This window comes from uncultured Brachyspira sp., from assembly GCF_944390845.1.
GTDB lineage: Bacteria > Spirochaetota > Brachyspiria > Brachyspirales > Brachyspiraceae > Brachyspira > Brachyspira pulli.
In genome coordinates, this window is the sequence record NZ_CALXRM010000067.1 from 1 (window position 1) to 18,679 (window position 18,679).

20 protein-coding genes and 1 pseudogene are annotated in these 18,679 nt (G+C 25.5%); 7 read left to right on the forward strand and 14 right to left on the reverse strand.

Annotated elements, in window-relative coordinates; genetic code table 11:
- Positions 1-413: 413 nt before the first annotated feature.
- The 5 genes from nth to Q0K52_RS11910 all read right to left on the reverse strand — a co-directional run bounded on the left by nth (position 414) and on the right by Q0K52_RS11910 (position 4,826).
- On the reverse strand, positions 414-1,097 hold the full coding sequence (gene nth, locus Q0K52_RS11890; protein ID WP_297299669.1) for an endonuclease III: 684 nt from the start codon (positions 1,095-1,097) through the stop codon (positions 414-416).
- Between the two features lie 27 nt (positions 1,098-1,124).
- Positions 1,125-2,183 carry a DUF4163 domain-containing protein gene (locus Q0K52_RS11895; RefSeq protein WP_297299671.1) on the reverse strand — a complete coding sequence of 353 codons (1,059 nt, stop codon included), beginning with the start codon at positions 2,181-2,183 and terminating at the stop codon, positions 1,125-1,127.
- Positions 2,184-2,393: 210 nt separating this feature from the next.
- Complete coding sequence (gene tpiA / locus Q0K52_RS11900; protein WP_297299673.1) at positions 2,394-3,155, reverse strand: triose-phosphate isomerase; 762 nt, start codon at positions 3,153-3,155, stop codon at positions 2,394-2,396.
- Between the two features lie 19 nt (positions 3,156-3,174).
- Positions 3,175-3,732 carry a hydrolase gene (locus Q0K52_RS11905; protein WP_297299675.1) on the reverse strand — a complete coding sequence of 186 codons (558 nt, stop codon included), beginning with the start codon at positions 3,730-3,732 and terminating at the stop codon, positions 3,175-3,177.
- A 134-nt stretch (positions 3,733-3,866) separates the two neighbouring features.
- Complete coding sequence (locus Q0K52_RS11910; protein WP_297299678.1) at positions 3,867-4,826, reverse strand: flagellar filament outer layer protein FlaA; 960 nt, start codon at positions 4,824-4,826, stop codon at positions 3,867-3,869.
- A gap of 184 nt (positions 4,827-5,010) precedes the next feature.
- On the opposite strand from Q0K52_RS11910, the gene Q0K52_RS11915 reads away from it, so the two are divergent.
- Positions 5,011-6,033, forward strand: a complete 1,023-nt coding sequence (locus tag Q0K52_RS11915; RefSeq protein ID WP_297299680.1) for a hypothetical protein — start codon at positions 5,011-5,013, stop codon at positions 6,031-6,033.
- Between the two features lie 38 nt (positions 6,034-6,071).
- Here the strand turns inward: Q0K52_RS11915 and Q0K52_RS11920 are convergent, their stop codons facing one another.
- Genes Q0K52_RS11920 through Q0K52_RS11930 form a run of 3 tightly spaced genes read right to left on the reverse strand, consistent with a single transcriptional unit; the run spans position 6,072 to position 8,544 of the window.
- The gene (locus Q0K52_RS11920) at positions 6,072-7,064 is read right to left on the reverse strand and encodes a glycosyltransferase family 9 protein (protein WP_297299682.1); all 993 of its coding nucleotides are present in this window, start codon (positions 7,062-7,064) and stop codon (positions 6,072-6,074) included.
- Between the two features lie 20 nt (positions 7,065-7,084).
- A complete protein-coding gene (locus tag Q0K52_RS11925; RefSeq protein ID WP_297299683.1) occupies positions 7,085-7,849 on the reverse strand; it encodes a hypothetical protein in 765 nt (254 codons plus the stop codon).
- A 2-nt stretch (positions 7,850-7,851) separates the two neighbouring features.
- Entirely contained in the window at positions 7,852-8,544 is a 693-nt protein-coding gene (locus Q0K52_RS11930) for an ATP/GTP-binding protein (RefSeq protein ID WP_297299685.1), read from the reverse strand.
- Between the two features lie 236 nt (positions 8,545-8,780).
- On the opposite strand from Q0K52_RS11930, the gene Q0K52_RS11935 reads away from it, so the two are divergent.
- From Q0K52_RS11935 to Q0K52_RS11960, 6 genes are all read left to right on the forward strand, one after another.
- Positions 8,781-9,443, forward strand: coding sequence for a hypothetical protein (locus Q0K52_RS11935; RefSeq protein ID WP_297299687.1), 663 nt, complete (start codon positions 8,781-8,783; stop codon positions 9,441-9,443).
- Positions 9,444-9,950, forward strand: a complete 507-nt coding sequence (locus Q0K52_RS11940; protein ID WP_297299689.1) for a hypothetical protein — start codon at positions 9,444-9,446, stop codon at positions 9,948-9,950. It begins immediately after the preceding gene.
- Positions 9,951-10,057: 107 nt separating this feature from the next.
- On the forward strand, positions 10,058-11,305 hold the full coding sequence (gene ftsA / locus Q0K52_RS11945; RefSeq protein WP_297299690.1) for a cell division protein FtsA: 1,248 nt from the start codon (positions 10,058-10,060) through the stop codon (positions 11,303-11,305).
- A gap of 219 nt (positions 11,306-11,524) precedes the next feature.
- Positions 11,525-12,394 carry an Rpn family recombination-promoting nuclease/putative transposase gene (locus Q0K52_RS11950; protein ID WP_297299692.1) on the forward strand — a complete coding sequence of 290 codons (870 nt, stop codon included), beginning with the start codon at positions 11,525-11,527 and terminating at the stop codon, positions 12,392-12,394.
- A gap of 134 nt (positions 12,395-12,528) precedes the next feature.
- Complete coding sequence (locus Q0K52_RS11955) at positions 12,529-13,044, forward strand: YfbM family protein (protein WP_297299694.1); 516 nt, start codon at positions 12,529-12,531, stop codon at positions 13,042-13,044.
- A 63-nt stretch (positions 13,045-13,107) separates the two neighbouring features.
- Positions 13,108-13,662 carry a hypothetical protein gene (locus Q0K52_RS11960; protein ID WP_297299696.1) on the forward strand — a complete coding sequence of 185 codons (555 nt, stop codon included), beginning with the start codon at positions 13,108-13,110 and terminating at the stop codon, positions 13,660-13,662.
- 11 nt (positions 13,663-13,673) lie between these two features.
- Here the strand turns inward: Q0K52_RS11960 and Q0K52_RS11965 are convergent, their stop codons facing one another.
- The 6 genes and pseudogenes from Q0K52_RS11965 to Q0K52_RS11990 all read right to left on the reverse strand — a co-directional run bounded on the left by Q0K52_RS11965 (position 13,674) and on the right by Q0K52_RS11990 (position 18,430).
- The gene (locus tag Q0K52_RS11965; RefSeq protein ID WP_297299697.1) at positions 13,674-14,528 is read right to left on the reverse strand and encodes a DUF368 domain-containing protein; all 855 of its coding nucleotides are present in this window, start codon (positions 14,526-14,528) and stop codon (positions 13,674-13,676) included.
- Between the two features lie 166 nt (positions 14,529-14,694).
- Complete coding sequence (locus tag Q0K52_RS11970) at positions 14,695-15,417, reverse strand: ankyrin repeat domain-containing protein (protein ID WP_297299700.1); 723 nt, start codon at positions 15,415-15,417, stop codon at positions 14,695-14,697.
- 17 nt (positions 15,418-15,434) lie between these two features.
- Positions 15,435-16,502 carry a hypothetical protein gene (locus tag Q0K52_RS11975; protein WP_297299702.1) on the reverse strand — a complete coding sequence of 356 codons (1,068 nt, stop codon included), beginning with the start codon at positions 16,500-16,502 and terminating at the stop codon, positions 15,435-15,437.
- A gap of 127 nt (positions 16,503-16,629) precedes the next feature.
- Positions 16,630-16,893: a Txe/YoeB family addiction module toxin gene (locus Q0K52_RS11980; protein WP_297299703.1), complete on the reverse strand. Its 264-nt coding sequence runs from the start codon at positions 16,891-16,893 to the stop codon at positions 16,630-16,632.
- Positions 16,890-17,063 (reverse strand): hypothetical protein, encoded by a 174-nt coding sequence (locus Q0K52_RS11985; protein ID WP_297299705.1) that lies wholly within the window; start codon positions 17,061-17,063, stop codon positions 16,890-16,892. Before Q0K52_RS11985 ends, Q0K52_RS11980 begins: the two co-directional genes overlap by 4 nt.
- A gap of 87 nt (positions 17,064-17,150) precedes the next feature.
- Positions 17,151-18,430, reverse strand: a pseudogene (locus Q0K52_RS11990) (hypothetical protein).
- Positions 18,431-18,679 lie beyond the last annotated feature (249 nt).

The window sequence follows — 18,679 nt, forward strand, 5'->3', positions numbered from 1 at the left end:
TTTTTGTGCGGCAAAAAAGTTGATAATATTACATAATGTGCAGTAGTCGGCAAAATGAAATCGTTTCAGTATATACCCAAAATTTTTAAGTTTGTCAACTACTAGCCGTAGCGGCAACCCGCACAGTATCACTTATTCTTACAGAATGTTCTCTATAGGTGCGGCTGATTACTTATTATTATACAAAATAAATCTATATTAAATTCAAAACATATTTCTTAAATATTAGATAATCTTTTATTTTATAAAAAAATTTAATTTACATTTATAAAAAGGTGAAAATTGACAAAATATAGTCGTTTAGGTATATACCCCAAATTTTTAAGTTTATCAAAATTAGTTTTTATTATTGCTATACTCGCCTTCGACAATAATTAGCAAATAAATAAATTTACTGACTATACTTTTTATAATTATTTGTTTTTCTTCTTTGTACTTTTTTCTTTGTATTCATTTTTGAAATAATCACAATATTGAGATACTGTGCATTTAGAACATAATGGAGAAATAGGTTTGCATAAATTCTGTCCATAAACAACCAAAGTATCATTATAAACTCTCCAATATTCTTTAGGAAGTTTATCTCTCAAAGCAAATTCAGTTTCTTCAGGAGTCTTTGTATTAACATATCCAAATCTATTAGATATTCTATGAACATGAGTATCAACACATATACCATCTTTATCAAATGCTTCTGTTACAACTAAATTAGCAACTTTTCTTCCAACACCTTTAAGTTTTAAAAGCTCATCAATTTCGTCCGGAACTTTACCATCAAAATCATCTATTATCATTTGAGAAACTTCTAATATATTTTTTGCTTTAACTTTATAAAATCCAACAGGATATATTAACTTTGCAATTTCTTCTTCTGATAATTTTAACATATCTTCAGCGGTTCCAGCATGTTCAAATAATCTCATTGAAGCATCTCTAGTTGTAGGATCTTTAGTTCTAAGAGAAAGCATTGTTGATATTAGAATTTTATAAGCATCTCTATTTGTTAATAATTTTATTTCAGTTACAACAGGCATTGGCATTTCTTTAGTAACTTTAGTAAGCTCTTTCATTATTGGGTGAATATCATTATCATTCATAAAAACAACCTCAGCAATATACAATCATTACATATTAAATAAATACATAAATTTAGAATCTTTTTTTATAAAAGGCTTCAATTCAGAATATGTAAAATCAATCTCTATAACTCCTTGAGCATATCCAGATATTTTATATACAGGCCATATAAATTTTATACCTGTAGGTGTAATATCAAATATATCACTCAACTCTATAGAATAGAAATCAAAAAAATCTTTTTCCGTAAAATTTCTTAATAATTTACTTCTCATCAAATTAATTAATTCCCTATCATTTTTATTTATTATCAGTTCTGACAAATTAACTCCTATCCTATCTCCGCTTTCAATAGAATATATCAATGGAATCGAATTATATATACCATGCATTCCGCCAGTATAAGAATAATTATACAAAGAAAATGATATTATCTTATCATCTATAAAAGAAACATTGATTTCCTTTCTCATATAAAAATCTGAATCATTATTGGAAGACTGCTTCCAATCATTATATTCTACAAGAATATCGTTATTCAAAATAAATTCAATTCTATTTGAATTTAATGATTTTATACCATCAACATCTAATGAAATTTTATCTATGGCATTAAGATTATTATCATTAATTATAATAACAGCATCTTTACTGGATTCAAAAGTTGCATTGCCGGCCTCTGAATCTGCCTTTAATACAGAATTAATAATATCCAATTTATTTATAGGATAAGCTAAATCATTTGCAAATTCAAAATTATATTTATTGTTTCCATCAAAAGAAGACCATTCTCCAGAAAAAAGTAAATCTTCAGTTACACTTCCCTCAAAATATCCTGTTATTCTATTATTAACTTTTTCTTTTATATAAACTATATTATTTGATATACTGCCTTCTATATTAATAAATTGATTTATAGTATCATAATAATATTTGCCTGAAATCTTATCATTATTATCAATATATAAATAAAGATATATTTTAGAATTACCTATTTTTCCGCTGCAAAAATAAAATTTCCTTGTAGAAATAATTGTATCTTGAGAAAATAAATTATTTGCTGAAAAGATAAGCATTAATATACAAAAAAATTTTAACAATCTCAAATTATACTCTTTTATGAAATTTTTAATTTTATTATATATATTTAATAAAAATAAAACAAGTAGTTTATATATTTTATATTATGTAGTTTTTATAACATATTAATGGTATATTAATATAAATCTTTCAATAATAAATTTACATCATATAAAAAATGGGTACATCATTATAAATGACATACCCATTAAATATTAAATAATAGTTTTTATATTTTATTTAGCAATGTAATTAACTATTCTAGCAAATTTATCAGCAACTAATGAAGCACCGCCAACTAAAGCACCATCTATATTAGGCATATTTAATAAATCATCAGCATTTTTTTCATTAACGCTTCCGCCGTAAAGAATTCTCATATTGTCAGCAACACTGTCATTATAAAGAGATTTTAAAGTTTCTCTTATAGTTTTATGTACATCGTCAGCATCTTGTGGAGTAGCAGTTTTACCAGTACCAATAGCCCAAACAGGTTCATAAGCTATAACAACTTTATTAGCTTCAGCTTCAGTTAAACCTTTGAATGCTTCTTTAGTTTGACCGCTAACTATATCAGAAGTAATTCCTTTTTCTCTTTCTTCCAAATGTTCGCCAACACATAAAACAGGTATAAGATTTTTATCTAAAGCTCTTTTAACTTTTTTATTGATAAGTTCATCTTTTTCACCAAAAATATCTCTGCATTCAGAGTGACCTATAATAACATATTCACAGCCAACTGATAAAAGCATATCAGCAGAAATCTGTCCAGTAAAAGCACCTTTTTCTTCAAAATATAAATTTTGAGCACCTAATTTGATGTTAGTGCCTTTGATAGCATTATGAACATCACTTAAACAAGTAAATGTAGGAGCTATCATGATATCTCTGTCTTTTACATCTTTAACTAAATTTTTTAACTGTTCAACTAATTCTAAAGCTTCTTTATTAGAATTATTCATTTTCCAGTTACCAGCAATAAGTTTTTTTCTAGCCATTTTATATCTCCTTAAAATTTTATTTAATTAATTTGCTTAAATCTTTAAAACCTTCAACTTTTGCATGTTCTATATGCCAGAAAAGAATCATTTCAGTACTTACAATATTAGCACCGATTTTTCTCATCTGTTCTAAAGCAATATTTTTATTTTCTAAAGTTCTTGAAGAGCAAGCATCTGCCACAACATATACATTATAACCATTTTCTATTAAATGAAGAACACTGTAATAAACACAAACATGAGTTTCAATACCAAAAACAATAATATTTTTTTTATCAAAAGAATTAAACTCTTTTACAAAATCTTCAGTACCAAATATACTAAAATAATCTTTGGCAAACAACTTATGATTATTAGGTAATATTATTCTTTCATCAGTAGGTCCAAGTCCTTTAGGATATTGCTCAGTCACTAAAGTAGGAATATTATAAATATCAGCAGTTCTAAGTAAAATATTTGTATTTTTTATTAATGCATCACTATCATTCATAGCAGATATTATTTTACCTTGCAAATCTATGCATATATATAAAGACTCTTCTTTGTCTAATATAGGTTTATTCATTAATTTCATAAATAAGTCCTTAAAAATATTATTAATACGGTTAAAATTATAAGACAAAAAATAAAAAAATACAATAAAAAAAGGGGAAACTTTAACAGTTTCCCCTTAATTTATTATTTAGCTTTTTTTATTCAAACTAATTATTATTGAGCTTGCTCTTCAGCAGCACCAGTGTCAGCAGCAGCTGTGTCAGTAGTACCTTGTTCAGCAGCAGCAGCGTCACCTATACGTCTTTGTTCAAGATCTCTTAATTCAGCTTGTTCACGTATTCTAGCAGCTTCAAGAGCTTGTCTTCTATCGTTTTGAGTTTTTAAGATTTGCCAAGTAGCTTCATCATCGATATCTTCTTCGAAATCAACAACTACTACATCGTACTCAACTGTTACATCTTTAACGTAAGTAATGAAGTCTCCACCTTGAGTATCTTTAGTTCTATAGAATCCTAAAGAATCTAATTTGATAGATGGAAGCATTTTAGGATAAAGAGGTTCTCTTACTAATACTCTGTCACGAACATTAGGTAAGTACTCTCTGTTTTCCCATCTTACTTGTCTCCAACCGTTGAAGTAAACAGTACCCATTGGATAAGATTTTAATTCACCAAATTCATTTTGTAAGTTTACGAAGTAGCTAACTAAGAAGTTACGACCATAAACCCAAGAACTTATAGATTTAATTTCTCCAACGTTATGTATAACACCTTTACCTTCTGTATATTTAGCACCATCAGCACCGCCATACATTTCAAGTTCATATACTGGTTTTACTAAAGCATAGCTGTTCCAAGCTGCTAATGGGAAATGTACTCTTACACCAAGAACTTTACCAGCTTCCCAAGCACCATTGTTACCTTTACTGTCTACGTTAGTAACATAAGAATTTCTGCGATTTTCTGTTAATCTAGCAGATTCATTCAACCATACTACCCAGTTATCATTATAAAGATTTTCTGCAACTGGAACTAATTCATTTGTATCACCTTCTCCAGCTTGTAAGTTGTCAGCATTACCTGTTAAAGCAAAATCAATCAAAGTTGAGTTTGTTAAACCGTAAGCAGATGCAGCGATAAAAATGGAAGTTAATACTACGAATAACTTTTTCATAATTTATTGCACTCCTTGTACTAATTAATAAGCATAATAATACAACTTTTATACACTAAATTTCTTAATTTGTCAAGCAAATTTAATTAAAAAATAAATCATTATTTGACATTCTATATTATTAATGTACAATCTTACCTAAAAAATGTAGTTATGTAAATTAAATAGCTAAAAGGACTGTGTCATGGCATCAAAAAAAACTGCAAATAAAGCTCAAACTAAGACTATAAAACCTCCTATTTTATTTTCAAAAACACAAGAAATTATTACAAAAATTACTAAACAATTGGATGCACCTCTGCTTGCTTACTGGAATTCTAATGGCGGAAGTGTATGTCAAAATGATGTTATAGTATTATCTGATGTACTTAAACATATTGGAAAATGCGATAAAATATATTTCTTTATCAAAAGTTCTGGAGGAAGCGGTCAGTCATCTCTAAGAATAGTACATCTTTTAAGACAGTCTTGTAAAAAAATAATAGCTTTATTACCTTTAGAAGCCGCAAGTGCTGCTACCATGCTTTGTTTGGGTGCTGATGAAATACAAATGGGACCATTAGCTTTTATCACTGCTGTAGATACTTCGCTTCAGCATGAATTATCGCCTGTAACAAAAGATAACAGCTCTGTTTATGTAAGCCAAGATGAATTAGCCAGAGTTATAAAACTATGGAAAGAGCAGTCAAACGATAATAACAACAATCCTTATGAACATATATACAAATACATACATCCTTTAGTATTAGGGGCGGTAGACAGAGCTTCCAGCTTATCAATAAAACTATGTAAGGATATTTTATCATACCACATGAAAGATCAAAAATTAATTGATAGTATATCTAATTCGCTTAATTCAGCATATCCTTCTCATAACTACCCTATCACAATAAGAGAGGCAAAAAAATTAGGACTTAATGTAAAAGATATGGACGATAAATTAAATGAGTCTTTAATGTCATTAAATGAATATTACTCAGAAATGGGACAAAAATCATGCACAGATTATGATGAGCTTAATTATCATGACAATGAAATATTAAATATCCATGAAGGCACAGGAATACAAATCTATTATCAAGAAGATAAAGATTGGCATTACAGAGTTGAGGAAAGAAGATGGATACCAATGAATGATAACAGCGGTTGGATTAAAAATATTTTAGTAAACGGAAAACAAACAAAAAGCATATTCCATATTAGGTAACATATTAATATTAGCAATATAAAAAAATACTATGTTTTCTATGTAGTTATTTTTAGCATTTTTTCAAATGTACCTATAACTTCATTAGGTTTTATAATCTCACGGCATTCAAAAGTTTCTAATTTGCATTTTTTACCGCCGCATATACAAGCAGGGTTATCAACTTTTTTTTCTATGATCTGACTGTTTATACCTATTGGAAAATTTTGATATGCTGGAGTAGCAAAATATAATGCTAAAGTTGGTATTCCAACTATAGATGCCACATGCATAGCACCGGAATCATTTCCTATAAATCCATCGCATAAACTAAGTATAGCAGCTATCATATCTAAAGACATATATGGTATTATAGGCTCATTATAAAGCATAGCAGATATTTTATCTGATATTTCTTTCTCGTTAGGAGTTGTTACAAATAATGTTAAAGCATCATACTTTGTAGATAAATGATTAGCTACATCAGCAAAATATTCTTCCTTCCAAATTTTACCAAAACTATTAGTAGCGCCTATTCCATAAGCAAAAATTTTTTTATTATTAGGATTAACTTTTTTTAAATATTCCTTAGCTTCATTTAATAATTCATCTTTTATTTTAAGTTTTATTACCGGCCTTTGCTCATTTATATCTATAGCTTTCAGTAAATTAACATAATAATCAGAAGTATGTATCCATCTAACCTCTTTTCTATCAACAGCATCAGTTAACATAAAACTTCTATAATCAGCTTTATATCCTATACGCCTTTTTATACCATGTCCAAATATTCTGAATGCACTCTCAAATGAATTTGGAAAAAGTATTACTGTATCAAAATCATATTTTCTTAAATGCTTAATCGGTTTTAAATCTATTACATCATCAACTAAATCTATAGCTTTAAATATACCAAACATAGATTTTTTAGTCATTACGGTTATTTTTATATCTTTATATTTCTGCCTTATTAAATAAATAGCAGGAATAGACATAATTATATCTCCAAGCCAATTAGGAGAATGTATTAATAAATTTTTAATATCTTTCATAAAATATTCAAAAAATAAAATTATAAATCATCTAAATCCATAAAGTCGTCCATAAAAACTTCATAACCAGATATTATATTTTTATAAATGCTTCCTTCCATTATTAAATTATTGGACTTTCTAAGATTGATAAAATATTCATAAAGCATAGAAAAATCATTTTTAAAAGTATTTTTCCAAACATCTTTTGCTGACTCAATAACATCAATATCATGACAATTTATTATCATATATCTTAATTTATTTGTATTAGTGCCTTGTGTAGAAATTACCATATCTATATGCTTATCATTAACAAATGATAATTGATCTTGACAATATACAGATTTTAAAACACTTTCATCTACTGGTATTAATTTCTCATTTTCATCTATGGTATTATTAGCATAATAATTAATGCCGTTAAATATTAAAGTAATATAAAAAGGCTCCAATTTTTTATCCATAGATTTTATTTCAACTAAAGTATTAGCTAAATTAGTTAAAGCTGTATCTTCTAATTTCATAACAATCTGAGATTCAGAAATCTTTATATCCTGAATTATAGAACTATGCATTTGATTAACACCTATATAATCAACACTCTTTCCAAGTCTCATTGAATTAGAAAACAGGAAATTCTTATAAACATTATCTGAAACATAGCATTTTTCAAAAGTTTCATCATCTAAAATTACAGCATCTTTATCCGAACGTCCTTGATACTGACTATAGAATACAGTTTCATATACACTAGGTGATAGCATAGAAGCTATCTCATATAATCTAACATTACTGTAATCCATAATCAAAAACTAATGGAATTCCCTATACTTTTTATATCATAATCTATTGTAAATAAATCATAATTATGATCTATATTTTTATTCTTTAAATAAAAATCTTTGTCAAGGCAAGTAAACTTTACTGGAATATCAGTCTCAATAGAAAGTTTATGAGCTATTTCCTCACCTCTTTTTATATCATCAATATTTGTATCATACATTAAATGAGTATTATTAATGATGCCAGTAACTTTAAGCCCAAGAACTGCTTCTATATTTCTTAAATGACCTAAAGCATACTCTACTGTAGAATTTTCTTTTCTATTGGCATTTAATATAAAAAAGACATCTGTTTCATCAATATCAACATTATCTCTGAAAGTAGCAAAAGATAAGCTTCCTACAGAATTTCCGCCCATATCAATTATTCCTACAACATCTTTTCTTACAAACAAAGAATATACATCAGCAGATACAGCCGGAAGATCAGCACCAGATTGAAACAAATAACTACCTATCACTTTTATATCTTTACTTTCTAAATAATTTGAATATTCTCTGGATCTAAAGTACGGATTAACAACATCTAAATCAGCAATATAAACGTTATTAGATATATTATTCTTAATATGTATGGCATAGTTGATGGAAAATGTAGTTTTTCCCGCACCATAATGCCCGCATATTAATGTTATCCTCTTATAACCATCATTCATATTAAATAACCCTAACAAATTCAATATAAATAAAATATAATATATTTAGAAATTTTTTCAATTTTTTTACTTACCATAATTTGATTATTATAAAATTTATTTTTATAATGTCAAATTTAATATACTAAAAAATCACTATAAAAATAAATTTTACTACTTGAAAATTAAAATATAGTCGATACTATATAACAAGATTGTATTTTTACGTTTAGAAATAAAAAAATTAGGAATAAAAAATGAAAAAATATATATTTATTTTGATGATTTTATTTAATGGATATTTATTCTCACAATATGCCACTAATGACGCTTATATACCAAACAACAACAATAATGCCACAAATGATACACAAAATAATCAAAATAATGAGGAATATATAACAAATGATGCTATTATGGGAAGAAAACCAGCTGTAATAGATACTCCTATAACAGGATTTAAAAATATAACTTTAGGTGCTACAAGAGAAGATACAATAAATGCCATATTAAGCGACAATACTATGACATTACCTAAACAGTATATGACTGGAACTGTTGACTTGAATGCTGAAGAAAGTGCAACTTTTTTGGCTTTAGAAGAAAACAAATTCTACAAAAGCGGATATTTCATTTTCAAGAATGATGCTCTGTATTCTATAACTATTAACTTTCAGCCTAATCAAGTTGATTTTCTTGAATTATTATCTGCTTTAAATGCTAAATACACTAAAGGGGCTTTTTTAGATGCTAATACTGTAGCTTGGCAGAATGGAGATATAAGAATAATATTAGAAAGACCAAGCGTTGTAAAATATATAGATATGAACAATATTACAACTACTTCTGATACAAGGATAAAAGAGAAAGAATCTATGCCTCCTCAAAATACTAGGAAATCTATATTGGAAGGACTATAAATGTTTAAATATATATTTTTAATATCACTTATATTGCTCTCATTTATTTCATGCAATAAAAATCAAAATACTGAAGAAGAAAATATTAAAAATAGAGTAGAAATTATTTTAAGTGATGAAAACAGCAGTGAAAACATAGAAGTGAAAGAATACGATGAAGAAAAATTAAAGCAATTAGCATTATCATCATTAAAAGAATTTTATGCTATGCCTTATAATAAAGAAACTGTACGCATTGCTTATGAGAAATTCTACTCTACAAATTATAAAGAGGTATTAAGAAAAAGCAGAAATATAAAAAATGCTGATGATTATGTACAAAGCGATCCTTCATTAGATTTTGAATTTGAAACTACAATAGATAAAGTTTATGGTATAAAATTAGACGGACAAAAAGCGTATATAGATGTTGATTCTTCTGTATATGACAGAGTTGAAGATACTACATCAAAAGCAAGACAAACTTTTATAATGTCTTATGAAAATAACAGATGGGTTATACTATAATTTTTATATATAAAATATAAATCCTTATTCATAAAATTATTTATTAATCATAGTTTTATTTTTACCGACATTATTAACATAATATTATTTTTATTTAGGAGTTTACCTTGAAAGAGCCAATTATAGCAGGACTAGATGCTGGTACTGCATCAATAAAAACTGTCATCGCCCGTGTCAATGGTGATAAATTAGATGTTATAGGTATAGGCGAAAGTGAAAGCGAAGGTATAAAAAAAGGTGTAATTATAAATATAGATGCTGCTGCTAATGCTATAGAAAAATCTATAAATGAAGCTGAACATATGGCTGGCTTACAAGCTCCTGATATAATAGCCACAATAGGCGGAGATCATATAAAAGGTTTAAATAGTAAAGGAGTTATTGGAGTTAATACAAAAGATAAAGAAGTTACTCCTGCTGAAATAGAAAGAGTATTAGAAAGTGCTAAAAATATATTGATACCAGCTGACAGAGAAATTATTGAAGCCATAGAACAGGAATATTCTTTGGACGGTCAAGATGAAATAAAAAATCCTGTTGGAATGTCTGGAACCAGATTAGAAACTAAAGTACATATCATTACAGGACTTAAACATGTAAGCGAACATTTAAGAAAGACTTTAAATAAAATGCGTTTCTCCGGAAAAGATTTTATAGTTAATATAAGAGGAAGTGCTGAGGCTTGTCTTACTGAAGACGAAAAAGAACTTGGTGTTGTAGTATTTGATATGGGACATTCAACTACATCATTAATGGTTTATCTTGAAGGTTCTGTTTGGCATACTGCAGTTATACCTGTTGGAAGCCAGCATATAACTAATGATATAGCAGAAGGTTTGAGAATAACTGTACCTACTGCAGAAAAATTAAAAAAAGATCATGGCTTTGCTTTTATAGATATGGTTGGCGAAAAGGAAATAATTGAAGTTCCTACTGCAAGCGGTCAAATGCGTACTATACCAAAAAGAGTATTAACAGAAATTATACAGCCTAGAGTTGAAGAAATATTTAGTTTATGCGGAAAAGAATTAAATAAAATGAAATATATTGATTCTCTTTCTGCCGGAATGGTATTCACTGGAGGAGGAGCTTTACTTCCAGGACTTGTTGAACTTGCTAAAGCTTATCAAACTGCTGTTAAAGGTGCTGCTCCTATTACTGCAAGAATCGGTGTTCCTGATAAAATAGAAGGAATAAGAGATATAGCAAATAATCCTGCTTATTCTGCTGTTATAGGTATACTTATGATGAGTTTAGATGAAGCTACTCAAGTTAATGTACCTCATAAAAAAACTGCTGAAAAAGGTAAGTTCAAATTCAACTTTAAAAATCCTTTCTCTGAGTTTTTCAAATAATTTAGAATTTAATCATCTTAAAAATATTAACCTAATTAATTTTATACCTCATATATAACCTATATGGGGTATAATTTTTTATTATCTATAATAATATCAAATTATAATATGATATTTAATAATTATTTATATCAAAATAAAATATTATACATATTTTCAAAATATTAAAACACTATAATTATAACTTTACATTTATAATTAATTTAGTATAATAAAATTATGAGTAGATCAAATATTAACGTTTTAAATGACTATTTTGTAAGATATCTTTTCTCTGACAAAGGAAGCGAAGCAATATTGTTAGATTTTATAAATTCAATAATGCTTGATTCTAATATGAAAACTTTTAAAGCAGTAGAGATTTTAAATCCATTTAATTATAAAGAAAATTATAATGATAAAGAAACGATTGTTGATGTTAAATGTATAACTCAAAATGGATCTGTTGTTATTATAGAAATTCAACTTCAAGGTAATTCAAGATTTCCAGAACGCATACTATATTATTGGGCATCTAATTACAGCAAGCTTTTAAAACAAGGCGAAAAATATGATTCGCTTACTCCTGTAATTAGCATCAATCTTCTTAATTTCAACTTAGATGATGAGGATAATATTCATTCTTGCTATATGATTTATGACACAAATAATAAAAAACTTCTTACAGACCATTTACAAATTCATATAGTAGAACTAAAAAAATTTCAATATAATTTACTAAAACCTGATTTAAATTGCTGGCTCAAATTTTTCACAATGAAAGATAAAGATAATAAGGAGGAAATTATGTCTGATTTAGTAAAAGAAAAACCTATAATGGAAGAAGTACAAAGAAAATATAATAACTTTATAAAAGATAGAATAATGATGAATGAATATGATAAAAGACAAGCATATTTATATGGTAATCAAATAATGCTTGAAGAAGAAAGAAGATTAGGAAAAGAAGAAGGTATAAAAGAAGGTATAGAACAAGGCGAAATAAATAAAGCAAAAGACATAGCATTAAATTTAAAAAATATGAATATGAGTAATGAAGATATAAGCAGAATAACAGGTTTAAGTATAGAAGAAATAAATAAATTATAATAAAAATAAAAAATTATGAGTATCTACTATACATAAATAATAAATAAATATTTTTTAATAAAAATACAATATTTATATATTCTGACAATTTTTATTTTTCTAATACAATTAAATAATTACAATGGAGGTGTTGCATGGGTTGTCTTGGTGTATTCTTTGCTTTAAGCGATAAGGATTTAAATAAATTATTAAAAACTTCAAGGTTTGAAAGACCCGATTTTATTTCTGAAGATTTAGAAGGAATATATTTTGCAAAACATACAAAATATATTTATGAACTTGATAAATCTTGGGACGCTATGCATAGATGTCTTTCTAGTGATGGGCTTTTAGTATTCGGCGATGATAATTATCCTTTCGGTTCTATCATAATGGGAGGCGATGTTTTATACGGAAATGGAGATGATGAGGAAGATTATATTATCACATTAAAAAAAGCAAATGTAGTTAAAGATATTGCATCAAAAATAGAAACTATAACAGAAGAAAAGTTCAAAGAAAAATATTTTAAAATTGATGAAAAAGATTATGAATATCCGTTAAACGATGAAGATTTTGAATATACTTGGGATTATTTCTATAGAAGTATAGAATTTTGGAAAAATGCTTCTGAGGCAAACAGAGCTGTTATATTTACAGTTGATCAATAAATAAATTTCATAATGTTTAAATATTTTATAATATTCATTTTTTATATAAATGCATTTTCTATAATGAATGATGATCTTTATAAATTAAATGATTTAAAATATAAAGGTTATGATATATACAGAGAAAAATCAAATATAATTGGTTTTCATAAAGATGAATATAATTATAATTTATTTTTAGAAGATGATAATTTTGATACTAATAATTTATTCATTCAAACATTTGACCGAGATGCAGACATTGAATTAAAAATTAATGACTCAAATCAAAACTATCAAGTATTAGAAATAAATATAATCAAATCAGACAGAATATTAAATACATATAAAATAAATATATACCCTACTCTATTTAATGTAGAAATTACAGACGGATACAATAATTATAAATCTATAAAAGAAAATAATACTTTTATTATAAAAATACCAGAGAATATATTTAATAATATAAACGAAAAAAATATAAACTCTTTTCTAAAAATAGATTTTAATTTCAATGCAAGCAAAAAAATTAAGCATTATAAAGAAAACAACAATCAAAAAAATTTTGATATAGAAATTTTCAGCAGGTATCCATATTATTTTAATGTTTATAATATAAAGTTAATATATGAATAATATTATAAAAATTATCTATTATCAGGATCGAATTTCTGTAAAAGTCTTATAAGCAAATAAGCTGCTAAAAACATTATAGGACATAATACCCATTCTATGCCTTTTGGAAGTCCAGGGAAAACTTGTATAATAGAACCTAATACAAAACCTGATATTATAAGATAAGAAGATTTAACATAATGCTCCATCCAATATTCAAGCAATTTTGTAGTAAGCACCACTCCCAAAATAGAACCTATAGCTAAAGGAATCAAATATGGAAAATATAAATTATGTACAGCATCAATGGTTTCCCGATAAATACCCAAAAGCAAAAACATATAAGAAACACTTATACCTGGAAGTATCATAGCAATAGCTACAATTAAACCAGCTACTATAAGTATAAAATACATAAACATTTCACTTCTATTTCCTGAGTTACTGAAAAAACCTTCCGGTATTATAGATATCAAATATACTATAGCAGCACCTAAAAGAATATATATAATGCTTAAAAAATCAAATTTATAAGATTTGGTTTTATTATAAACTGTATTAAATCCTCCAAGTGCAGCACCCATAAAAAAGAAAGAAGAAACTGTATAATATTTATCTATTAAATTAGATAAAGGCTTAGATATTATTACCATACCTAAAACCGAACCTACACAAAAAAATATTAAAAATAAAAAGTTAAGTTTATTTTTGAGAAAATAATTTTCATTTTTTGAAAACGTTAATATTCCGCTTAAAGAAGCAATTAATTTATCATATATGCCAAGTATCATGGCCATAGTTCCGCCGCTGAATCCCGGCACAAGCATTGAAGCTCCTATAATAAATCCTTTTATTATAGTATATATATAATTACCTAAAACTTTCATTTTTCACAAACCTCTAAAAATTGATAATTATTTAGGAAATGATAATATACTATAAAAGGAAATTAAGCAAGTATTTTTTATAATTATTTTACTATTTATTCACAAATTATTAAATTTAACACAACCAAGTAAAATATTATTTATAAAACATATTCTACAAATAGTTTTATTTCTTTATATTTTTCTTTTTGGCATTATTTAAAATTGCAGCAATATCAGCATAACCTTTTAATTTTGCTATATCTAAAGCCGTTCTATCTCTCATATCTTTAGCATTAACATCTGCACCTTTAGAAATTAAAAGCTTTACAATTTCTGCATTATTTTTCTGTACTGCATACATTAAAGGCGTTTGATATTCATAATCTGCTGAATTTACATCAGCACCATTTTCTAATAAAAATTCTACAGATTCCAAATTATTAAAAATCAAAGCATGCATCAAAGCATTAATTCCATAAGCATCTTTAGTATTAATATCAACATAATCCATTAATTCTTTTATTCTTTCAATATCTCCTTTTTCAGCAGCTTTAAAAAAACGTTCTTTAGCTAATGCTCTATCTAAAGAATTATGTACTTCTTTATCTTTTTTTACAATTTTAGCTTTTTCTGATTTCCATGCATATATAACATAATTGCAAGCAGCAAATACAAAACTAAATGATAATATCAAAACAAAGCCTATAATAAATGCTTTATAATTCTTTTTATAAAGCAGTACTACAGAGTTTATTATAAAAAGTAAAGCAATTATATCAATTATATAAAATAAATTACTTTTATTATAAAATATCATCATTGAAAAAGAAGAAATAACAATATTGACAGATGCAACAATAATAATAACAGCAAATATATTTATTATAGTTTTTAATCTATTACTCATAATGTATTTATTATATACTAAAAATTAATTAAATAAGACAAATAATGATCCTTATTTATATAATCTTTTATATTCTTATTATCAATAAATATCTTTTCGTATCCTTTTTCTTTCATTATTATAATAAAAGAATCTGTTATACCAAAAATTAAATTATCTATATTAGAATAAAAATCAATAGGAACATTACATTCTTTTAGTAATTTTTCAGCATCATTTAGTAAGTCTTTAAAATAAGGATTCACTAATTTTTGATTATTCAAATCATAAATAAGAAAAACATTATTTATTGTAATTTCTTTACTATCTTCTATTTTTATAAGTCTTTTATACATACAAATAGTTTTTTCATCAAAGTATAATATATTAAAAGCATATAAATCTTTAATTTTAATAAAATATTTTCTTAATTCATAAACAGGAAATTTTTTCAAAAATGAATTAATTTCATCTGAAAGCTCATTTTCTTTTTTATACTGAAAATCTTCTGAAAAACTAGATTCGCCGTTAATATCAAAATTTATTTTTTCTTTATTGTCTATAAATGCATAATAAAAATTGAATAAATAACTAAGAATTATGCTTAATTCTCCATATTTTTTTAAATATCCAAATTTGTATATATTAAATTTTTTTATATTTATTTTAGGTTCATTTATTAATTCAAAAACTCCTTCTATTTTTTGGGAATTAATCTCCATAAGATATTTTGAAATATTATTATTTGTTTTTAAATTGATTTCAGCAATATTTTTTATTTTAGATCTTATAAATTCATCTTCAGTATAATAATCAAAAACTTCTATTTTACTGCTGTTTCCTCTAATTTCATAAATACCAAATAAATCCTCATTATTTATAAAAATTTTTCCTCTATACAAATAATGTATACCTTCATCAATATTTTCAAATTTATTGCAGTAAATGTATATATTATTAATCTTATCTTTAAGTACGGTAAAAGTTATATTTTTTATTTCAAAATAAGGACGGTATTTATTTTTCATTAAGATTTTAAAAATAATAACTAAAATAATAATAGAAATAATCAAAACAAAATATTCGTTATATAATATACTTTTCATTCATTAAACCTCATTTGCTATTATAATGTATCAGTCTACAAAAGTTATAAGTTCCTGTGATATCTATAAACTTTATTGAAAATAAGTGATAAAAATAATTTCTGAAAATAAAATTAATTAATATAATTTATTCTTTATTGTAATGGTATTTGCAAGAAGTAATGATTAAATTATCATTTTCTATATGATAAACTAATCTATGCTCTAAATTAATTCGTCTGGAATATAGATCTTTTTTATCATATTTTAATTTTTCAGGCTTACCTATACCAGAATATGGATCTCTAATAATATCTTTAATAAGTTCATTAATCTTCTTTACAATCAATTTATCATTAGATACCCAGAACATATATTCCTGCCAAGCTCTTTCATTAAAAACTATTTTCATTTTTCAAACTCTTCAAGTTCTTCTAAAGTCTTAACTATAACTTTCCCATTAGCTTCCATATTAATGGCTTCATCAAGATATTGCTGTTCTTTTATCATATCAATAATTTTTGTTAGATTTTCTTCTGGCATATTGTCTATAATATTTATCAATTCTTCTTTTACTGTCATAATTCTTCCTTAACAATTACTCATTAATAGTATAAATAATAATTAAAACAAAATCAAATTTTTTAATTCTAATTTATACCATATAAATTAATCAAACAAATAAGCTAAATAATGCTCTTTATTTATATAATCTTTTATATTCTTATTATCAATAAATATTTTTCCGTATCCTTTTTCTTTCATTATTATAATAAATGAATCTGTTACTCCAAAAATTAAACTATCTATATTAGAATAAAAATCACTAGTGGCATTATATTTTTTTAATAATGCTTCAGGATCATTGACTAAGTCTTTAAGATAAGGACTTATTAATTTTTGAGTTTCCACCTCAAATGTCATAAAGATATTATTTACTTCAGCAATCTGCAAATCTTCTAGCTTTGAAACTCTTTTATATAAAGATATTGTTTTATCATCATAGTATAATATATTAAAACTTTTAAACTCTTTAAGTTCATTATAATAATCAGCATAATTGTCAATATAATTTAATATATTCTCATTCATTAATGATTTCCAATGTCTTTTTTTAGATTCTTTTACATAAGATGCAACTATATCCTTATTTTCATTTATTTTATCTTTCAAAAACTCCTCTGAAAACTTTCTAACTCCATTAATAGATGAATTTATTTTTTCTTTTCCATTTATAAAGAGATAATCAAAATTAAATACATTTAGAGAGAATATTCTCTCAGAACTGAATAAAATACTTTTATCATTATACAAACCCAATATGTCTGTATTATGCAGTCTTATTATTTCTGCTTCATCTTCTCTTATGATTTCAAAAGTTCCTTCTATTTTTACAGGCTCTCTTAAAGTTTTTTTGATATTATCACCAACATAATCAACAATACTGTCATAAGGCTTAAACTCTATAACATACTCAATTTGTGATTTTGATGTATCATCTAATTTTGTTTTGAATTTTATTTCAGCAAAAGTTTCAGGATCATATCCATAAGATCTGCTACCCTCTGATGAGTGTTTATTAATTAAAATTGGATGATCTCTATCATAATAATTGTCAACTCCTATTCTTTCAGATGAAAAATAAACATCATTTATAATAAAGCCATTATCATTATTTATATATACTTTTCCTAGATATGGAAACACATTATCTTTAGGCAAGTATAAATCATTATGATTATCATTTTTCTTTTGTTCATAGACATAAATATATATATTATTTACTTTATCTTTAAGCATGAAAAAATTATTTTTATAGAATCTTACAGGATTTTTTTAGCCTTATTTTTAGGTATATTAAGAATTATTATGACAGCAGCTACTAAAATTACTACTGCTAACAAAATTATTATATCTTTATCTATAAATGATTTACTTAATTTTTTCACTGTTTGCTATCTCCTATTATTGTTATACTCGCATCGCCTGAAAGTACCTATATACTGACTTTGTCCGCATTCTGCAAAGTATATAGGTGGCTCTGCTCGCTTTTATTATTATTATGTTCGCCCACAATGAAGTATGACTATAATAAAATTAAACTTATTTAATTCTTATATTAAATTTTGGGGCTGTCCTAGATAACTTAAATTTGTTAAAATTTAAGTATGAAACGAAGTAAATTAAGTAAAGATAAA